We start from the raw sequence: 16,645 nt of genomic DNA, 5'->3' as shown, positions 1-16,645 counted from the left end.
CACCCACTCCAAGCTGTTCTAGCGGCTTGGGGAAGAGCCAATCGAGGCTCAGCCTCTGAGGCTCCAGTGTCGGTGGTGCCTGTCACACTTTTCTTATGACAACCACCATTGAAGGTGTTTTCGTTGATCTGACCGGGGCCTTGGCCCGGTCAGAGGTGTCCGCGAGGATGTTCGCGGAGTTGTCCGACGACGGGTCGGAGAACACCCACCGGGCGATAGCCCACCACCTGCGTGAGGTGACCGCGGCCTACGCACTATCGGCGGCGAATATGGCCGGCCGATCCGACTGGACGCTCGGCCGCGACGGCCTGTCAAGAAAGAAGGGATACAACAGCCCCGAAGACTACGTGCAGGCCTTGGGCGGCGGCGGAGGCGGCACAAAAGCCGACACTCGCCGCCTGATCGAGGCCGGCACCATGGCCGTGGAGGCCGAGGCAGCCCGCAACCGGCAGAAGGAAGCCGACCTGATGGCACTCGAACACCCCGAGGCTCCGCCGGTCGAGGTGCACCGGCCGTGGTTCGCGCCTCTCGGCGACGCCGTGACCGACGGAACGCTCAGCACCGACGCCGCGACAGCCATTCGCCGCGGCCTCGGTGAACCGGCACTCGGCGTCACCGAAGACATGCTCGCCGACGCTATCGTGCATCTCCTGGCCGAGTGCCGCACCCTCAACGCCGACCAGGCCGCGAAGGCGGCCCGGCAGTGCCGGGACACGATCGACGCCGCCGGGATCGCCTCCCGCGCCGACGCGATGCGGGCACGGCAGTACCTGCGGGTGTTCGACAAGCCCGATGGCATGCTGCACGGCAGCTTTGAGCTCGACCCGGAAAACGGGTCGTACTTCAAAGACTTCCTGCTGCAGATCACCGGCCCCCGCACCGGTGGCCCGCGATTCGTGGAGAAAGGCGAGAAGGAGCGGGCGCAGCGCATCATCGACGACCCCCGGTCCACCGACCAGATCGCCGCCGAGTCGTTGATCGAGGTGATCAAGGTCGCCGCCGCCGCCGACCCCGGAACACTGTTCGGGCGTATCCGCCCGTCGGTCAAACTGGTCGTCGTCCAGGAGCCCGCAACCGCCCCGACCGCCGCGCCCACTGCGGCGCAGCCGACAGCGGCGCAGCCCACAACAGGCCTGGTGCTCCTTCGCAACGGGTTCATCGAAGGCACACCGGACCCGGCCACCGCCGCCACCATCGACCGGACAGTCTGCAACACCGGGTTCACCCCGGTGCTGTTCGGGCGGGATGGAACCGTGCTTGATGTCGGACGCGAGCAACGACTGTTCACTCAGGCGCAACGCGCGGCACTGGCACTTCGGGACGGTGGATGCATGTGGAAAGACTGCCTGCGACCACCCAGCTTCTCCGAAGCGCACCACCTCCGGCTGTGGCAGGCAGAAGGCGGGCTCACCAACCTCGACGAAGGAATCCTGCTCTGCAGCCCCCATCACCTCAGACTGCACAACGACGGATGGAAGATCATCCGCATCGGGCTGGAATTCTGGTTGATCCCACCGCCCGCCGCCGACCCGGCCCAAACCCCCATCCTGCTGAAGAGCAAGTCAGCCCTGAAGTTGGGATCGCCACTCCGCCTGCAGGCGTGAATACACCACGCACACCGCAGGTGAGAAGGGTCGTGTGAGCGTGACCGTCGGCCATATGGGGGGCTTTTCGGCGAGCACGCCTAGAATAGGTGAGTGAATCCCACTTTGACGCGCACCTGGAGCGCCATTCTCTTTGACCTCGACGGAACGATTACCGATTCCGCCCCGGCAATTACCAGCTCTTTGGCCCGCACTTTTACTGTGCTCGGCCGCCCGGTTCCCTCGCAGCAGGACCTGCTCGCGTACGTTGGACCACCCCTGCTCACCGCATTTCAGGACTACGCCGGAATGACCCCGGACGAGGCCACCGAGGCCGCCGCGATCTACCGGTCCGAGTACCACGGCCCGGCCGCACTCGACACTGCCGTGTACCCCGGCGTGGCCGGATTGCTGGAACGGATCCACGAGGCCGGCATCCCGCTGGCTCTGGCCACCAGCAAGCCCGAGCTCACCGCGATCGATATTCTGAACCACTTCGACCTGGCTCGGTTCTTCACGGTGATGGTCGGCGCCTCCGCCGACGGGACCCGCAGCACGAAGACCGCTATCGTGGCCGAGGCACTGCACCGCCTCACCGAAACCGGAGCGGATGTGAGCGCGCCCGTACTCGTGGGCGACCGCAGCCACGACGTGGTCGGCGCCACGGCCAACCGCATGCCGGCGATCGTCGTCGAGTGGGGCTACGGATCACCCGCCGAAGCCGCCGAAGCGACCGCGACGGTTTTCTCCACCGATCAGCTGGCGAAGCTGCTTCTCGGCTGATCGCCCCCACGGTCGTACCCACGGCAGATACGCCACTGGCGCCCCCGACCGAAGTCGTGGGCGCCAGTGGCGTTCTCTTGAGGAGACCTAGATGATTGCGGCGCGCAGCTCTGCTGCGGCAGCGGCGGGGTCGGTCGCACCGTAGATTGCACCGCCGGCAACGGCGACGGTTGCCCCGGCGCGCTGCACGGAGGCGATCGTCTTGATGTTTACTCCGCCGGCGAGCGAGAACGGGACCTTGGCGGTCTCGCCCTGGTTCAGCAGGCCGTCGAGCGAGAAGCCGGCTTCGGCCTGCTCGTCGAGTCCGGCGTGCATCTCCACGAACTTGGCACCAAGCGCGGTGACCTCACGGGCACGCGTGACCTTGTCGGAGACGCCGATCAGGTCGACGACGATGCCCTTGCCATGCTTGGTCGCTGCGGCAACGGCACCGATGATGGTGCTGTCTCCGGCCGTTCCCAGAACGGTCACGAGGTCAGCGCCGGCGGAGAATGCGATGTCGGCTTCGAGCTCGCCGGCATCCATCGTCTTGAGGTCGGCGAAGACGATCTTGTCCGGGTGGGCTGCCTTGATCGCGGTGACGGCGCGCAGGCCCTCAGCCTTGATCAGCGGGGTGCCGAGCTCGATGATGTCAACGTAGGGGGCGACCTGAGCGGCGAGCTCGAGTGCGGCCTCGGTGGTGAGTACGTCCATTGCTACCTGAAGCTTCATGGTGTTCTTCTTTCTCTTGATTCGTCGAAATGTACGGTGTGAAAAACGTGGGGTGTGAAAATACGAGGCGCTACTCGAGGTTGGCGTGGCGGGGCCACAGCTCCTCGGCGGTGGCGCCGGATGCTTTCCACAGCGTGTGGAACAGCGCGTCGCCCACGAACAGAACGCTCTGTTCGAACAGTCCGCCGGAGTACTGCACCGACAACGGGCCGCCGTGGTCCTGCTTGGCAGCCGCGGGAATCACGAGGGTGACCTCGGCCAGCCGGCCGAGCGGGGAATCTGCGTCGGTCGTGAGCGCCACGATCTCGACGCCGAGAGCGGATGCGGTTTCGGCGGCCCGCACGATGGCGCCCGTCGTGCCTGACCCACTCGCCACCAGGAGCACGTCACCGTCGGCGATGGCCGGGGTGGTGACCTCGCCGACGACGTGCACCTCCAGGCCCAGGTGCATCAGCCGCATTGCGGTCATGCGCAGGGCCAGTCCGGAGCGGCCTGCCCCGAGAACGAAGATGCGCTCGGCCCGCTGCAGGCGTTCGGCTGCGGCGTCGAGCATTGCAGGGGAAGCATCGCGCAGCTGGTCCACCACGTGCACGTTTTCGGAGAGGATGGCGCTCAGGGCATCCGCTGCCGAAACCCGAGCCGGGGTAGTTGTCGTTGCGTTCATGTTTCAATCCTCTATCCATTCGGGCAGCCGTGCTGCCCGCCGAATGGCTAGTTGACCTACCCATTCGGGCAGGAAGACCGCGTTTCGGGTAGGCTGGTCCCATGACTTCACCTATCCCTGCCCAAGACTCGCGTATCGCCGCGGCCGAGCGAACGAAGATCATTGCCGATCTGACGGATGCTCACGCGACAACGCTGGAATCCCTACTGGCGGTACTGCGGTCGCAGTCCACCAGTGATCAGGCGGCGCGCCAGACAGCGACCGACCTCGCCGCAGCCGCCATGGTGGCGCTGCGTGCCGTGTCGGATCGTGATCGGTCGCTCACGGAGGAGCCGGTCGCCCGCGCCTTCGAGCGCCTGCGTGCTGACCTCCGCCCGCTCGTTCGCTTCGGCGACCTCGACGTGCAGTTCATCGAGCCGCCCGTGAACGGCCGAGCCCTTCCGGGAGAGGTGGCCCACGAAGCGCGCGCGATTGTGCGCGGAGCCGTCCTGGCCTTGGTGGAGCAGAAGGGCGTGGGCAAGGTGCGCGTGCAGTGGGACTGCGACGGCAGCAACCTGCTCATCCGGATTCGAGACGACGGCCCCGGCGACCTCAACCCGGAGGTTCCGAGCGTGCGTCAGCTGGCCTCCCGCGTGGTCGCGCTCAGCGGTGACCTGCAGGTGCACGCGACGGCCGGCTGGGGATCCGAGATGGCGGTGTCGTTACCGCTCGACCCGCCCACGGCATCCGTCGTCACGGAAGCGTCCTGGGGACTCAGTCCGCGCGAACGCGAAGTGCTCGTGCTGGTGGCCTCCGGCGCCCGCAACAAGTCAATCGCCGCCGAACTCCTGATCAGCGAGAACACGGTGAAATTTCACGTAGCGAACCTCCTGCGCAAGGTGGGCGCATCAACCCGCGCCGAACTCGCCTCCCTGGCCCGCTGAGCCCAATCCGTCAGGCCGATGTGCGGCTGAGCTCCGGAGCAGTCTCCTCGGCCGGCAAGCCCGTGCGAGACCAGTGGCTCGCCAACAGTGACCCGGACACGTTGTGCCATACGGAGAAGATGGCGGCGGGCAGCGCTGCCACGGGGTTGAAGTGAGCCACGGCGAGCGCGGCGGCCAGCCCGCTGTTCTGCATTCCCACCTCGATGCTGATGGCGCGGCGACCGGCCACAGGCAGCCGGAACACTCGGCCAATCAGGTACCCGAGCGACAGGCCGAGGGAGTTGTGCAGCACGACGGCGACAACGACGAGCACGCCGATCGACAGGATGGTGGACGAGCTCGCGGACACGACGGCCATCACCACCACCGTGATTCCGGCGACGGAGACGAGAGGCAACACGTCGAGGAATCGCTCCACGAGTCGCGGCACGAGCATGCGCAGCAACAGCCCCAACAGCACCGGCGCCAGCACGATCTGCAGGATCGACACAAAGAGCGCACTCGGATCAACCGGCAGGAATTGCCCGGCGAGGCCGAGCACGAGCAGCGGAGTGAGAATGGGCGCGAGCAGGGTGGAGACGGTGGTCATGGCCACCGACAACGCCGTGTCGCCCTTGGAGAGGTAGACCATCACGTTCGAGGCGGTGCCGCCCGGGGAGGCACCGACCAGGATCATGCCGGCGGTGAGCATAGGCGATAGATCAAGGGCCACGGCAATACCAAGCCCCAGGAGCGGCATCACCAGGTACTGCGCGCCCACACCGATGAGCAGCGGCACCGGGCGTTTGGCCACGATGGCGAAATCGACGGGACGCAGGGTCATCCCCATGCCGAGCATGATCACGGCCAGGAGCCAGGGAATGGCCACCGTCATGCCCGAGAACGCGGTCGGAACGGCCAGGGCGAGGGCGCCGGCGGCCAGCACGATCAGGGCAAACCAGCGGCCGACACAAGCGCTGACAACTCGAATACGATGCATGACGACAACCCTCATTAGCTGCGGAACGGCCCGAAAACCATGGGTTGCGTTCATCGCCCCCGAGGTTCAGGCTACCAAGCCGACACGCGGTGCTTAGTGACGGCCCCGCGCCATCGGGCCTCGTTACGGCGTCGCGACCACGGTCAGCCCGGTTGACGCGGATGCCTCGTTCAAGCCGCCCGCGTCAGTCAGCGAGGTGAAACCGAGGTCGGTCATACGAGCGACGGCCGAGCCGGAACGGTTGCCAGTGGAGCAATACAACACATAGTCGCCATCACTAGGCAATGCGGTGACGAGACCCTCAAAAGCCTCCGACTGGGCGTCGATGTTGATGGCACCCTCGAGATGGCCGGCCTGGTATTCCGCGGGAGTGCGCACGTCAATGACGACGGTATCGGCCGTGATGGCGTGTGGAGACGAGGAGACCGGCACTGAGGAGACCGGCGCCGAGCAGGCCGTCAAGCCGAATGCTGCGGTGAGTACGAGCACGATTGTGGCGAGTGTCTTCTTCATAAGCGGCTTTCTTCTGACTCGAGTTCGGGGGCGGACGGGACCGAAACCACGGGGACGCGGCAGGAGTTCTCGCGACTGAGCCGGGCATACAGCGCCCATCCGAGCAGACCGATCGATGCCGCAGCGAGGTACGGCTGCACGGGCTCAAAGAACTGCATCGCGCCCGTGGTGCCGAGCGCGAGAAGCACGAGCTTGTTGCACACCGGGCAGCCCACGGCGAAGAAGGTCACGACCCAGCCGGCCATGCCGAGCCGGCCCACGGCACGACTCGGCGCGGCGCCCTCGGGGTGGGCAACGTAGGTGGCCGTCACCAATCCGGCCAGGGCCGCGCTCACAAGGAGCACGGGCCAGGACCACGCCGTCGGCGCGACCTCCCGGGAGAATACCGGGGTGTCGATCAGATCGGTGGGAACAGCGATGAAGACCACGGTGAACACGGCCGTGCCGAGAGCCACCCACCAGCGGCGAGCGGGCCAGCGGCGCAATTCCCTCGCGAGACGCGGCAGTGTGGCGGTAGTGGGTGTCGCGCTCGGCATCCGTGAGTTCCCGTCGTGTCGATATCAGGTGATCTTTATACCCTATGGGGTATCTAGCCGGCGGGCAACCCGGCAGTGTCGGTGGCTCGTGACACCCTGTGCCCATGAAAACATCGCAGATTCACATTGACGAAATTCTCACGGCCTTCTTCACGCTGCAGGGCGCGGGGCAAACGCCGGCAGCGCGGCGAAGAACCCTCCTCGTCGAAGCACGTCTGAGGGACTGTCTCGAGATCGAGGGAGAGCGCGTGCTTGTCACCCGGGACCTGATGATTCTCGCCGCCGAACGCGAGTTCGAGCCGGTGGGCGCGGTCGCGCGCACGATGCACGCGGACGACCTGATCTTCGTGCTGCCCTCGTTTCTTGAGGCGCCCTGGTTGCACGGAACGGCGCTTATGAAGCGCGCGCAGCTGACTCTCGTGGAGCATCTCACCGCACAACTCCTCAACGACGGCACGGTGACCTACGACGAGGTCACGTGCCCCCTGCACGAAATTCGCGCTCGCCTCGACGCGGCGCGGGCCGCGCTGCGCACGGAGCGCGGAGACAAACGACGATCCGTCTGACCGCGGGCCCCTGTCCGGCGGATCGGGCCAGGGGCGACCTCGCCGGCCACGGCGTTGAGGACGCAGGTCGGCCCGAGGGAGCCCGATCCCGTTAGGCTTCCACACAGACGAAGATGGCTGACCGGTGCACACAGCACCGCGAGCCGTCGCGAACGAATCGGGGGATTCCATGGCCGTGGAGTCGCCCGAACAGGTTTCCCGCGACCGGGAAGTCGGCGCCCCCGCTGATGACCCGGCTTCGGGGCCGGTCGGCGCGGTCTGGACGTCAGCGCTGGTCGGGCTGACCACCACCGCGGTCTACACGGTCCTCTCCTGGTTCCAATGGCATTCATACGCGGTGAAGTCGTGGGACCTCGGAATCTTCACGCAGCTGGCGAGTCAGTATGCGTCATTTCAGCCGCCCATCGTCACGATCAAGGGCGACGGCTTCAACCTTCTCGGGGACCATTTCCACCCGCTGCTCGTTCTGTTGGGGCCGGTCTATGCCATGTTCCCGAGCGCTTTCACGCTCTTGGTGGTGCAGAATCTGCTCTTCGGGCTCGCGGCGGCGGTCATCTCCTACGCCGCCGCGCGGCTCCTGGGTCGCGGGGCCGGGGTGCTTGTCGGGTTGGCGTTCGCGTTCAGCTGGGGCCTGCAGGGTGCCGTCGAGGCGCAGTTCCACGAGATCGCTTTCGCGGTCCCTCTGCTGGCGTTTTCCCTGACGGCGTTCCTGCGTCGGCAGTGGATCGCCTGCATGCTCTGGGCCATGCCCCTCGTGTTCGTGAAGGAAGACCTCGGCCTGACGGTGGCCGCGATCGGGATCGTGCTGGCCTATCACAGCCGTCGGCCCCTGGGAATCTGGCTCGCCGTCTGGGGAATCGGCTGGTTCGGGATCGCCAGTCTCATCGTGCTGCCGCTCCTCAACCCGAATGACCATTGGGCGTACACGCAGAGCATCGATCTCCCGACGTTATGGAAGCAGCCGGCCGCATTCTTTCAGCCGGACAAGGCGCTGACCCTCCTGCTGCTCATCATTGCGTCCGGCGCCATCGCTGTGCGCTCGCCCCTCGCTCTGGTGCTTCTGCCCACTCTCGCCTGGCGGTTCCTGTCGGACAATTCCGGATACTGGGGTCACACCTGGCAGTACAGCGCCGTACTCATGCCGGTGCTGTTCTGCGCCGCGCTCGATGCCATCGCGGCCTGCCGACGGAGCCGGATACGGTTGGTCTCTGCGTATGCGCGCATCGCACCGGCGGTGATCGGCGTGGCCGCTCTGGCCCTGTCGCCCCAGCTACCACTGGCCGCGCTTGCGAACCCCACCGCGCAGTTCTCGACCCAGCGCGGAGACGCCGCCGCGGCAGCCCTCGCGAGCGTCCCCGACGGCGCACTGGTCGAATCCGACGTGGGTTTGATGGGTTACCTCGTCGATCGAACGACCGTGTATTGGATCGGCAACGAGAACCCCACTCCGGACTACATCGTTGTCGACGTTCCGGCCGGGGGCCTTCCCGAAGAGTGGCGTTCAGCGGGCGACGTCGCCGCACGGCTCCACCCCGAAACGCACTTTCGCACCATCTTCTCCCGCGACGGCTACGAGGTGGCGAAGCGAGTCGATGCGGGTCCAGCCGTCCCCTGACGCGTCGAGAGACCGCCGGGCATGAGCACGCCCGCAGCGCAGCGCCTTCCCCGAACGATAACGCTCAGGTGGTCATCTTTCCATCACCGACCGGGGCGTCTCCCTTTTCGGCGACGTGCGCGGCCTGCATCCGAATCCCCGGCGGCCGACCTGCGTGCACCCAGATCAGGAATAGGGCAGCGGACAGCACCAGAGACGCTCCGAGGCTCACCAACGGTACGATCCGCGAGAGGTTGACCACAAGGGTGAAGGCAACGGTGACCGCGCCGACGAGGTTAAGGATCAAGGAACCCCGATGACCGTCCTGATGCGAAAACCGGGCCATCGCGAGAAGCCCGCCGAGAAAGCTGAGGAAGACGGACACGGCGTAGAACAGAACGAGTTCTTGATCTCTTCCGCCGGCCAGGGCGGTCACGAGCATGGCGAGCAACGAGAACAGCACCACTCCCCAGACCGGGGCATGTCGACTGTTGGTGCGACCCAGCGCCGCGGGGAGAATCCCGACCGTGTGGCCATCCGGGCCGTGATGCAGGGCAAGGGCTTTCAGCATGCCCGGCCCTGCCTGGAACGATGAACTCGCGGCGGCCAGCAGCAGGAGTGCCGTTGCGAGTTGGAACGCCGCGAATACCGGCGCCGGAGCCACGAAGCGGGCGAGTTCCGCAATCTGTGTGGTGTCACCCGCGGGGACTCCGATTCCGAGGCGCACCGCTTCCACCGCGACCCCGAGAGTGATCGTTCCCACGATTGCGAGGGTGAGCCACAGGGTCACGCGGCCGAAACGTCGGCGACCCGGGTCATCAAGCTGGTCGAGTTCGGCGATAGCGGTCGATGGCGCCTCGACGCCGGTGGCCAGCGCCATCGCCACGGGAAACGCCAGGACGATGGCCACGATCGGGAGATGACCCGTCGGGGCCGCCACCGGCTCAGCGGAGAGCGGCGACGCCCAGATTCCATAGATCAGCACGATGGTGGTCACGGAGATGAAGCCGAGCGTCATGGCCGCGAAGACCACTCGGCCGAGCTGCCCGAACAGCGTTGCCGTACCCACGGCCAGGATCAGCCCCAGGGCAAGCGGCAGCCGCCAGGCCGCGAGGTCAGGAAAGTAGGCGATGACAGCGGACGAACCTGCGGAGACGCTCACGGCGATGGTCAGGACGAAATCCACGACCAGTGCGCCGATGGGAATGAAAGACCACGGGTCCCCGAAGGCTTCGCCGACGGCCGCGGATGCCCCGCCACCTTTCGGGTAACGGAAGATGAGCTGTCGATAGTTCACGATCACCATCGCGATGATGGTGACGACGAGGAGCATCGTCGGAACCAGCAGCCCGAGGTTGCCGTGCAGCGCGCGCAGCGCCGCTTCGACGGCATAAGCCACGGAAGAAACCGGATCGGCCATAACGGAAAAGGCGAAGGCCAGCAGCAATACTGAACGTGACCCCGTGGAGCGTGGAATCCGACTCGTCTTCGCGACGTCGAGCTGTGTTTTCGCGATTGCCGACACGGATGCCTTTCGGTGGCCTGATCCGAACGGCAAGGAACCGAAGAGGGAATGTACGCCCTTCAGATCATAAGTCTTCCGACCGCAACATGATCGCTTAAACTCCACCTCATGGTTCTCGCCGTCATCGGTGCCGCTCTGCTGCTCCTCGGAGCCCTCGCTGTCTTCGCCGGGGTGCTGCCGATGGCGGAGCTGACCGCGCTCGTGGACCGGGTGGCGCCCATCCTGCTTTTCGTCGTGGCCATGACCGTCGTCACCGAGCTCTGCAGCGAAGCCGGTCTGTTCCGCTGGGTGGCCCGTCGCATGCGCCACTGGGGTCGAGGACGAGTCTGGCTGCTCTGGCTCCTGGTCGCCGCGATCGCCATTGCGACGACCATTTTCCTCAGTCTCGACACAACGGCCGTGCTGCTGACGCCGGTGGTCGTGACCGTGGCCCGGCAGGCAGGGCTGCCGCCGCTGCCCTTCGCTCTCACCACGGTCTGGCTCGCCAATACCGCGAGCATGTTGCTGCCCATCTCCAACCTCACCAACCTGCTCGCCCAGCAGCAGCTCAGCGGAATCACGCCGGTCGAATTCGCCGCTCTCACCGCCGCCCCTGCGGTGGTCGCGATCCTTATTCCCCTTGTCATGGTGGCCCTCGTCTTTCGCAAGGACCTCAGCAAGAAATACGACAGCGTGCCCGTGCAGCGCATGCGGCCGGCCGGCTCGACCGGGGCCGCCACCGCGGTGCCACCCGTCCGTGATCGGGCACTCCTTACCCTGTGCACCCTGGTTCTGGCACTCCTGCTGCCGGCACTGGTCTCCGGACTCCCGGTCTGGCTTCCGTCATCCGTTGCCGCCGTCGTGCTGACCGCGGCGTTCGCTATCCGACGCCCGCGGGTACTCAGAATCACCCTCATCCCGTGGTCGCTCCTGCTCTTCGCATCGGGGCTCTTTCTCGCCATGGAGTCGCTGCAAAATCTCGGCCTCCCCGGCTTGCTCGCGTCGATCGCGGGTAGCGGCAGCGCTCCTGCCGACCTGTTTCGGCTCGCCGGCGCGTCGCTCGTGGGCGCGAACGTGGCGAACAACCTGCCTGCGTACCTCGCCCTGGAACCCGTCGCGGACACGGTTCCCCGCATGATCGCTCTCCTGATCGGGGTGAACGTGGGCCCGATCATCGCCCCGTGGGCCTCGCTCGCCACCCTGCTCTGGCATGCACGTCTCACCGCGATGAACGTGGTCATCACCTGGCGCGGGTACGCGCTGTTCGGTCTCGTGCTGGCGCCGGTCACGGTCACCCTCAGCGTGCTCGCCCTCATCCTCGTCGGCTGAGCCGCGATGGTGCCTTCCTGGAGGAGAATAGTCCCATGATCACCGTGGAATCACTCGACGACATCGTGGTCAACGGCGGCATCGTCATCACCCGCGACGGCCAAAGGCTGGGGTCCGTTGAGCAGGTCTTCCTCAGCGCAGATTCCGGCGATCCGGCGTTCGTCACCGTGCGCACCGGGCTCTTCGGCATGCAGGAATCCTTCGTTCCGCTGTTCGGCGCCACGATCACCGCCTCGCACATCACGGTGGCCTATGACCGTGGACTCATCCGTCAGGCCCCGCGCATCGAAAGCGACCGCGGCTCGATCACGACCGACGAAGAGAGCGCGCTCTACGACCACTACGGCATCGTGACCGTGACGGATGTGGGCACGTTGGGCACCCTCGAAGCGGATGCTGCTGCGCCCGAGCTGACCGCCGCGCACCGGCCACCTCCGCCGCCACACGACCTGACCGGTCACCCGGGCCCGCCTCATCCGCCCCATCCCCCTCACCTGCAGAAGCACAGTGTGGAGGGCCACCCGCACCCCCCTGCCGCGCCACCGCGGCCCCATGAGCCCCCGCCCGCCGCGCTTCCGGCCAGCGAGCCGTGAAACTCGGTGTCAGTTTCGTGATAATTTCACCTCACCATGTCTGACCCCTCCCGCGCCGCTGCGCCCACGCCCCTGACCCGCATCGACGTCGCTGATATCGCCGTGCGCCTCTTCCACGACCAGGGCTATGAGGCCACGTCGGCAACCCAAATCGCCGAGGCCGCCGGGGTGTCGCGCAGCACGTTCTTCCGCCAGTTCGGCTCGAAGGACGACGTGATCTTTGCTGACCACGACGCACTCCTCCAGCAGATCTCCACCTACTTCGCGACACAGCACGCCGACCCGTGGATTGCCGTCTGCGACGCGGCCGCTCTCGTCTTCGAACGGTTCCGGGAGCGACTCGAGATCGTGCGGCTGCGCGACCTGGTTGTGCGCGAATCGCAGGTCTTGCGCGACCGCGAAACCGTCATGGTGTCCCGCTACGAGAAGACCTTCGCCGCGTACCTCAGGCAGATGCTGCCGGCCATCGCGCCGCTCACGGCCATCCGTTTCGCCAGCGCCGTCACGGCCACGCACAACTTTGAGCTGCGGAGACTCATTCGCTCCGACAGCGCGGTGGGGCCCAGGAGCTCGCCGACGAACTTGAGGCGGTTCGTCGGCTCTTTTCCCCCGAAACCGGGTCTGGGGCGGGCTCCGGTGCACCGCGCCCTGACCTCGTCGTCGCAGTCTTCCCGGCTACGGCCTCGCCGCACGACATGGCCGTGGCCCTCGAAGAGCAGCTGCGCACGCTGGCACGCTGAGGCCTGCACATCGGAGGAATCCTCGCCTGACACCCCGACTGGGACTGAGTTTCACTTGACATGAAACTCAGTGTCAGTTAGACAGTAGGTGTATCTGTCGGTTCGGCGCGAAGGAGCACCGTGGTTAGTGAAGCGAACACCCGGGTCACGGTCAGCCAGCACGTCAGCGCCGGTCAGAGAATCGCCGTGGTCACGTTCATCCCGGCGACGTCCGCCCTCGTCACGTGGACGCCGGCCGCCCTGAAGGCCCTCGGATCCGCCGTGACAAAGATCGATACCAGCCAGATCGACGCCGTGGCGTTCATCGGAACCGGCCCCGCCTTCGGCGCCGGCGCCGACCTCACCGGCTTTCGGTCCGCTGCCTCGGCCGACGACGGCGCGAGCATCGCCCGGGACGGCTATTCCGCGTTCAACGCGATCACCCGTCTGGCCGTGCCTACCTTCGCGTTCCTCAACGGCGCAGCCGTCGGGGGTGCCCTGGAGCTGGCGCTGCGCGCCGATTACCGCACGGTGGCCGCGAACGCCCGCAACATCGGGCTGCCGGAGGTTCGCCTGGGTCTCCTCCCTGGCTGGGGCGGCCTCACGTCCCTCTGCGAACTCGTGGGGGTGAGCGCTGCCGCCGACGTCGCCATCATCCGCTCCCTCAGCGGCCGTCACCTCTCGGCCCTCGACGCTCATCGGCTTGGCCTCGCGGACGTCGTCCTGCCGAGCGAAGACTTTCTCAACGCGTCCCTCGCGTGGGCCGCCGCCCGGCTGGCCAGCAGCACACCCGACGTCGCCCCGGTGGCCACCAAGCCCTGGAACCCCGAGTCCGTGCGCGCTGCCGTCGCGACGCGCATCCCCGGCACTCTGCCGGCCGTCGACGCCGCAGTGTCCCTACTGTCCGCCTGGGAGTCCCTGGCCACGACGGCGCCTCACGTGAATCGCACGGCAGCCCGGCGCGCCCGCGCCGGGGACGCGCTCGAAGCCCAGACGATCTCCGCCTTCGGCGAGCTGCTGCACAGCGACGAATGCCGGGCCAGTATCTATGCGTTCTTCGCCGTTCAGGCCGCCCGGAAGCGGAGTCGTCCTGTCGCCAGCGCGGGAACAGTCGGCGCGATCTCTCAGGTCGGCGTGGTCGGCGGCGGCCTGATGGCCACCCAGCTCGCCTTCCTCTTCGCCGACCGGCTCAATGCGCCCACCCACCTCATCGACCTCAGCGAGGAGCGCGTCACCCTCGCGCTCGACCGGGTCGCCGCACAGCTCGACCGATCGGTCAAGCGCGGCATGAGCGCTCCCGAACGGGGCCGTATCGAGGCTCTCCTGACCGCCGGTACCGACGCCGCCGCACACGAGCGCTGCGATGTGGTGATCGAGGCCGTTTTCGAGGACCTGTCGGTGAAGCGCCAGGTCTGGGCATCCGTTGAAGACGTGGTCAGCGACACCACCGTGCTACTCACCAACACGTCCTCACTCTCCATCGAAGACCAGGGTGCTGACCTTCGGCACCCCGAACGGCTGATCGGATTCCACTTCTTCAACCCGGTTGCCGTGCTTCCCCTGGTGGAGATCGTGCGGTCACGGCACACGAGCCCCGAGGCCGTCGACGCGGCGTTCGCCCTGGCCGGCGCCCTCGGCAAGACCGCAGTGCTCGTGAAAGACTCCCCCGGTTTCGTCGTGAACCGCCTCCTCACCCGCCTGTTCAGCGACACCCTCGAACTGATCGACGCCGGAACGGATGCGCGCAGCGTCGACACGGCCCTGGTGAACGACGGTCTGCCGATGACGGCACTCACCCTGCTGGCCTACATCGGCCCGGCGGTGCAGCTCCATATTCTCGAGACCATGCACGCCGACGCAGCCGAGCGCTTCCGGGTGAGTCCGAGCCTCACTCGCATTGTCGAGCAGGGGCTTACGGGCTACCTCGGCACGGACGGCCACGTCAGCCCAGAGGCCATGACCATCATCGCGGATGTCGCCGGCACCGTTACCGGGACGCGCACCCTGCCCACCACGTCCGAGGGCATTCGCGCCTTCCTGCTTCTCGGGCTGGCGGACGAGGCCTGGCGTATGCTCGCCGACGGCACGGTGACGAGCGCCCACGACATCGACGCCTGCATGATCCTCGGCGCCAACTACCCCCAGCACACCGGCGGCCTCACTCCATTGCTTGACCGATCCGGTGCCTCCCGAGCCGCCAACGGCGTCACCTTCCACGAATCCGGTGTGGCCAGCGTGCCCGTGCCCGCCTGACCCTCCTGTCACCCACTCACCCGAAAGAGAGCACCACATGACTTCCGCACCAGCCCTGAACTCCGAACGCCCCACCGCGAAGCCCACGAAGACTCCCGACTATGACGTCTCGGTGCCCCTCGACACCGACTATTACGCCGTCTTCGCCGGCATTCCCGCCGCCGATCGCGCCTTCTGGGCGCGAGCTCGCGGTTTCGCCGAGGAAAGCCTCGACGAGCTCACCGAAGCGTGGGACAAGGGCGAATACCCGCTGCACCTCGCACGCCGCCTGGGCGAGCTGGACCTTCTCACCGACGGATGCGAGGGGCCCGGACTCACTCCCATGTCACCGCTCGCAGCAGGCCTGATCAACATGGAGATCTCTCGCGGTGACGGATCGATGGGCACCGTCGTGGCGGTGCAGGGCGGCCTCGCCCTGCGCAGCATCGCGCTCTTCGGCAGCGACGCGCAGAAGGCCGCCTGGCTCGTGCCGCTGGCCCGAGCCGAAAAGCTGGGAGCATTTGCGCTCACCGAACCAGAGCACGGTTCGGATTCCGTGGGGCTCGAAACGACGGCGCACCGCGACGGTGATGACTGGGTGATCAACGGCGAAAAGATGTGGATCGGCAACGGCTCCGTGGGAGACGTCACCGTGGTCTGGGCGCGCGACGACGACGGCAACGTGCGCGGATTCCTCGTCGATCAGTCCACCCCCGGCTACCTGGCCGAGACCATGACCGGCAAGGGCTCGCTCCGCGCCATCCACCAGGCCCGCATCGTGTTCGACAACGTGCGCGTCCCCCTCGACTCCGTGCTCCCCGGCACGCACACCTTCAAGGACACGGCTGCGGTGCTTTACGCCACCCGCCTCGGAGTGGCATGGTCGGCCCTGGGCCATGCCACCGCCATCTTCGAGGCTGCCCTCAACTACTCCACCCAGCGCATCCAGTTCGGCAAGCCGCTCGCGGGATTCCAGCTGGTTCAGGAGCGCCTCACGGTGATGCTGTCCCGGCTGACCTCCATGCAGCTGCACTGCATGCACCTCGCCACCCTCGACGCGGCCGGCACACTGCGCCCGATCCAGGCCTCCCTTGCCAAGTACCACAACACCCGTGCGGCACGTGAAATCGCGGCGCTCGGTCGCGACATGCTCGGCGGCAACGGAATCCTGCTCGAGAACCACGTGATCCGTCACATGGCCGACATCGAAGCCATCCACACCTATGAGGGAACGGAGAGCGTCCAGGCCCTCCTGATCGGGCGAGACCTCACCGGGGTCAGCGCCTTCAAATAAGACGGCATTTCTCGCACCCTACGACGCATTCAACCCGTACACCCTGACAAAGGAGTCTTCGTGATTGACCCGCAGCTCGGTTCCCCCAACGATTCACCGCTCACCCCCATGCGTTTCCTCCA

The 16,645-nt window shown here is 66.7% G+C and carries 16 protein-coding genes; 10 read left to right on the top strand and 6 right to left on the bottom strand.

Annotated elements, in window-relative coordinates:
• Window positions 1-95: 95 nt before the first annotated feature.
• Window positions 96-1,604, top strand: coding sequence for an HNH endonuclease signature motif containing protein (locus JF66_RS11870; protein WP_035878162.1), 1,509 nt, complete (start codon window positions 96-98; stop codon window positions 1,602-1,604).
• Between the two features lie 93 nt (window positions 1,605-1,697).
• A complete protein-coding gene (locus tag JF66_RS11865; protein ID WP_035878160.1) occupies window positions 1,698-2,366 on the top strand; it encodes an HAD hydrolase-like protein in 669 nt (222 codons plus the stop codon).
• 87 nt (window positions 2,367-2,453) lie between these two features.
• On the opposite strand, the gene hxlA is transcribed toward JF66_RS11865, so the two are convergent.
• Window positions 2,454-3,077, bottom strand: a complete 624-nt coding sequence (gene hxlA / locus JF66_RS11860) for a 3-hexulose-6-phosphate synthase (RefSeq protein ID WP_035878159.1) — start codon at window positions 3,075-3,077, stop codon at window positions 2,454-2,456.
• 70 nt (window positions 3,078-3,147) lie between these two features.
• A complete protein-coding gene (gene hxlB, locus JF66_RS11855; protein ID WP_035878158.1) occupies window positions 3,148-3,741 on the bottom strand; it encodes a 6-phospho-3-hexuloisomerase in 594 nt (197 codons plus the stop codon).
• Window positions 3,742-3,842: 101 nt separating this feature from the next.
• Here hxlB and JF66_RS11850 point away from each other — a divergent pair, with 101 nt between their 5' ends.
• Window positions 3,843-4,664 carry a response regulator transcription factor family protein gene (locus JF66_RS11850; RefSeq protein WP_081882349.1) on the top strand — a complete coding sequence of 274 codons (822 nt, stop codon included), beginning with the start codon at window positions 3,843-3,845 and terminating at the stop codon, window positions 4,662-4,664.
• Between the two features lie 10 nt (window positions 4,665-4,674).
• Here JF66_RS11850 and JF66_RS11845 read toward each other — a convergent pair whose 3' ends face one another.
• From JF66_RS11845 to JF66_RS11835, 3 genes are all read right to left on the bottom strand, one after another.
• A complete protein-coding gene (locus tag JF66_RS11845) occupies window positions 4,675-5,643 on the bottom strand; it encodes a bile acid:sodium symporter family protein (RefSeq protein ID WP_035878179.1) in 969 nt (322 codons plus the stop codon).
• A 123-nt stretch (window positions 5,644-5,766) separates the two neighbouring features.
• Window positions 5,767-6,156: a rhodanese-like domain-containing protein gene (locus JF66_RS11840; protein WP_035878157.1), complete on the bottom strand. Its 390-nt coding sequence runs from the start codon at window positions 6,154-6,156 to the stop codon at window positions 5,767-5,769.
• The gene (locus tag JF66_RS11835; RefSeq protein ID WP_051973469.1) at window positions 6,153-6,692 is read right to left on the bottom strand and encodes a hypothetical protein; all 540 of its coding nucleotides are present in this window, start codon (window positions 6,690-6,692) and stop codon (window positions 6,153-6,155) included. Before JF66_RS11835 ends, JF66_RS11840 begins: the two co-directional genes overlap by 4 nt.
• A 104-nt stretch (window positions 6,693-6,796) precedes the next feature.
• Here JF66_RS11835 and JF66_RS11830 point away from each other — a divergent pair, with 104 nt between their 5' ends.
• Window positions 6,797-7,258 (top strand): hypothetical protein, encoded by a 462-nt coding sequence (locus JF66_RS11830; protein WP_035878156.1) that lies wholly within the window; start codon window positions 6,797-6,799, stop codon window positions 7,256-7,258.
• A 124-nt stretch (window positions 7,259-7,382) separates the two neighbouring features.
• Entirely contained in the window at window positions 7,383-8,873 is a 1,491-nt protein-coding gene (locus JF66_RS11825; RefSeq protein ID WP_156109760.1) for a DUF2079 domain-containing protein, read from the top strand.
• A 64-nt stretch (window positions 8,874-8,937) separates the two neighbouring features.
• Here JF66_RS11825 and JF66_RS11820 read toward each other — a convergent pair whose 3' ends face one another.
• Entirely contained in the window at window positions 8,938-10,377 is a 1,440-nt protein-coding gene (locus JF66_RS11820) for an APC family permease (protein WP_197059403.1), read from the bottom strand.
• Between the two features lie 108 nt (window positions 10,378-10,485).
• Between JF66_RS11820 and JF66_RS11815 the strand changes: the two genes are divergently transcribed.
• Genes JF66_RS11815 through JF66_RS11795 form a run of 5 tightly spaced genes read left to right on the top strand, consistent with a single transcriptional unit; the run spans window position 10,486 to window position 16,523 of the window.
• On the top strand, window positions 10,486-11,685 hold the full coding sequence (locus JF66_RS11815) for an SLC13 family permease (RefSeq protein ID WP_035878154.1): 1,200 nt from the start codon (window positions 10,486-10,488) through the stop codon (window positions 11,683-11,685).
• A 35-nt stretch (window positions 11,686-11,720) separates the two neighbouring features.
• Window positions 11,721-12,278 (top strand): PRC-barrel domain-containing protein, encoded by a 558-nt coding sequence (locus JF66_RS21760; RefSeq protein WP_051973467.1) that lies wholly within the window; start codon window positions 11,721-11,723, stop codon window positions 12,276-12,278.
• 36 nt (window positions 12,279-12,314) lie between these two features.
• Window positions 12,315-13,082, top strand: coding sequence for a TetR/AcrR family transcriptional regulator (locus JF66_RS11805; protein ID WP_051973466.1), 768 nt, complete (start codon window positions 12,315-12,317; stop codon window positions 13,080-13,082).
• 56 nt (window positions 13,083-13,138) lie between these two features.
• Window positions 13,139-15,250, top strand: coding sequence for a 3-hydroxyacyl-CoA dehydrogenase NAD-binding domain-containing protein (locus tag JF66_RS11800; RefSeq protein ID WP_051973465.1), 2,112 nt, complete (start codon window positions 13,139-13,141; stop codon window positions 15,248-15,250).
• 37 nt (window positions 15,251-15,287) lie between these two features.
• The gene (locus tag JF66_RS11795; protein ID WP_081882347.1) at window positions 15,288-16,523 is read left to right on the top strand and encodes an acyl-CoA dehydrogenase family protein; all 1,236 of its coding nucleotides are present in this window, start codon (window positions 15,288-15,290) and stop codon (window positions 16,521-16,523) included.
• The last annotated feature ends 122 nt before the right edge of the window (window positions 16,524-16,645 follow it).

The organism is Cryobacterium sp. MLB-32 (assembly GCF_000738085.1).
Lineage (GTDB): Bacteria > Actinomycetota > Actinomycetes > Actinomycetales > Microbacteriaceae > Cryobacterium.
Note: the sequence above shows the minus strand (reverse complement) of the source record. Positions and strands in the feature narration are given on the sequence as shown.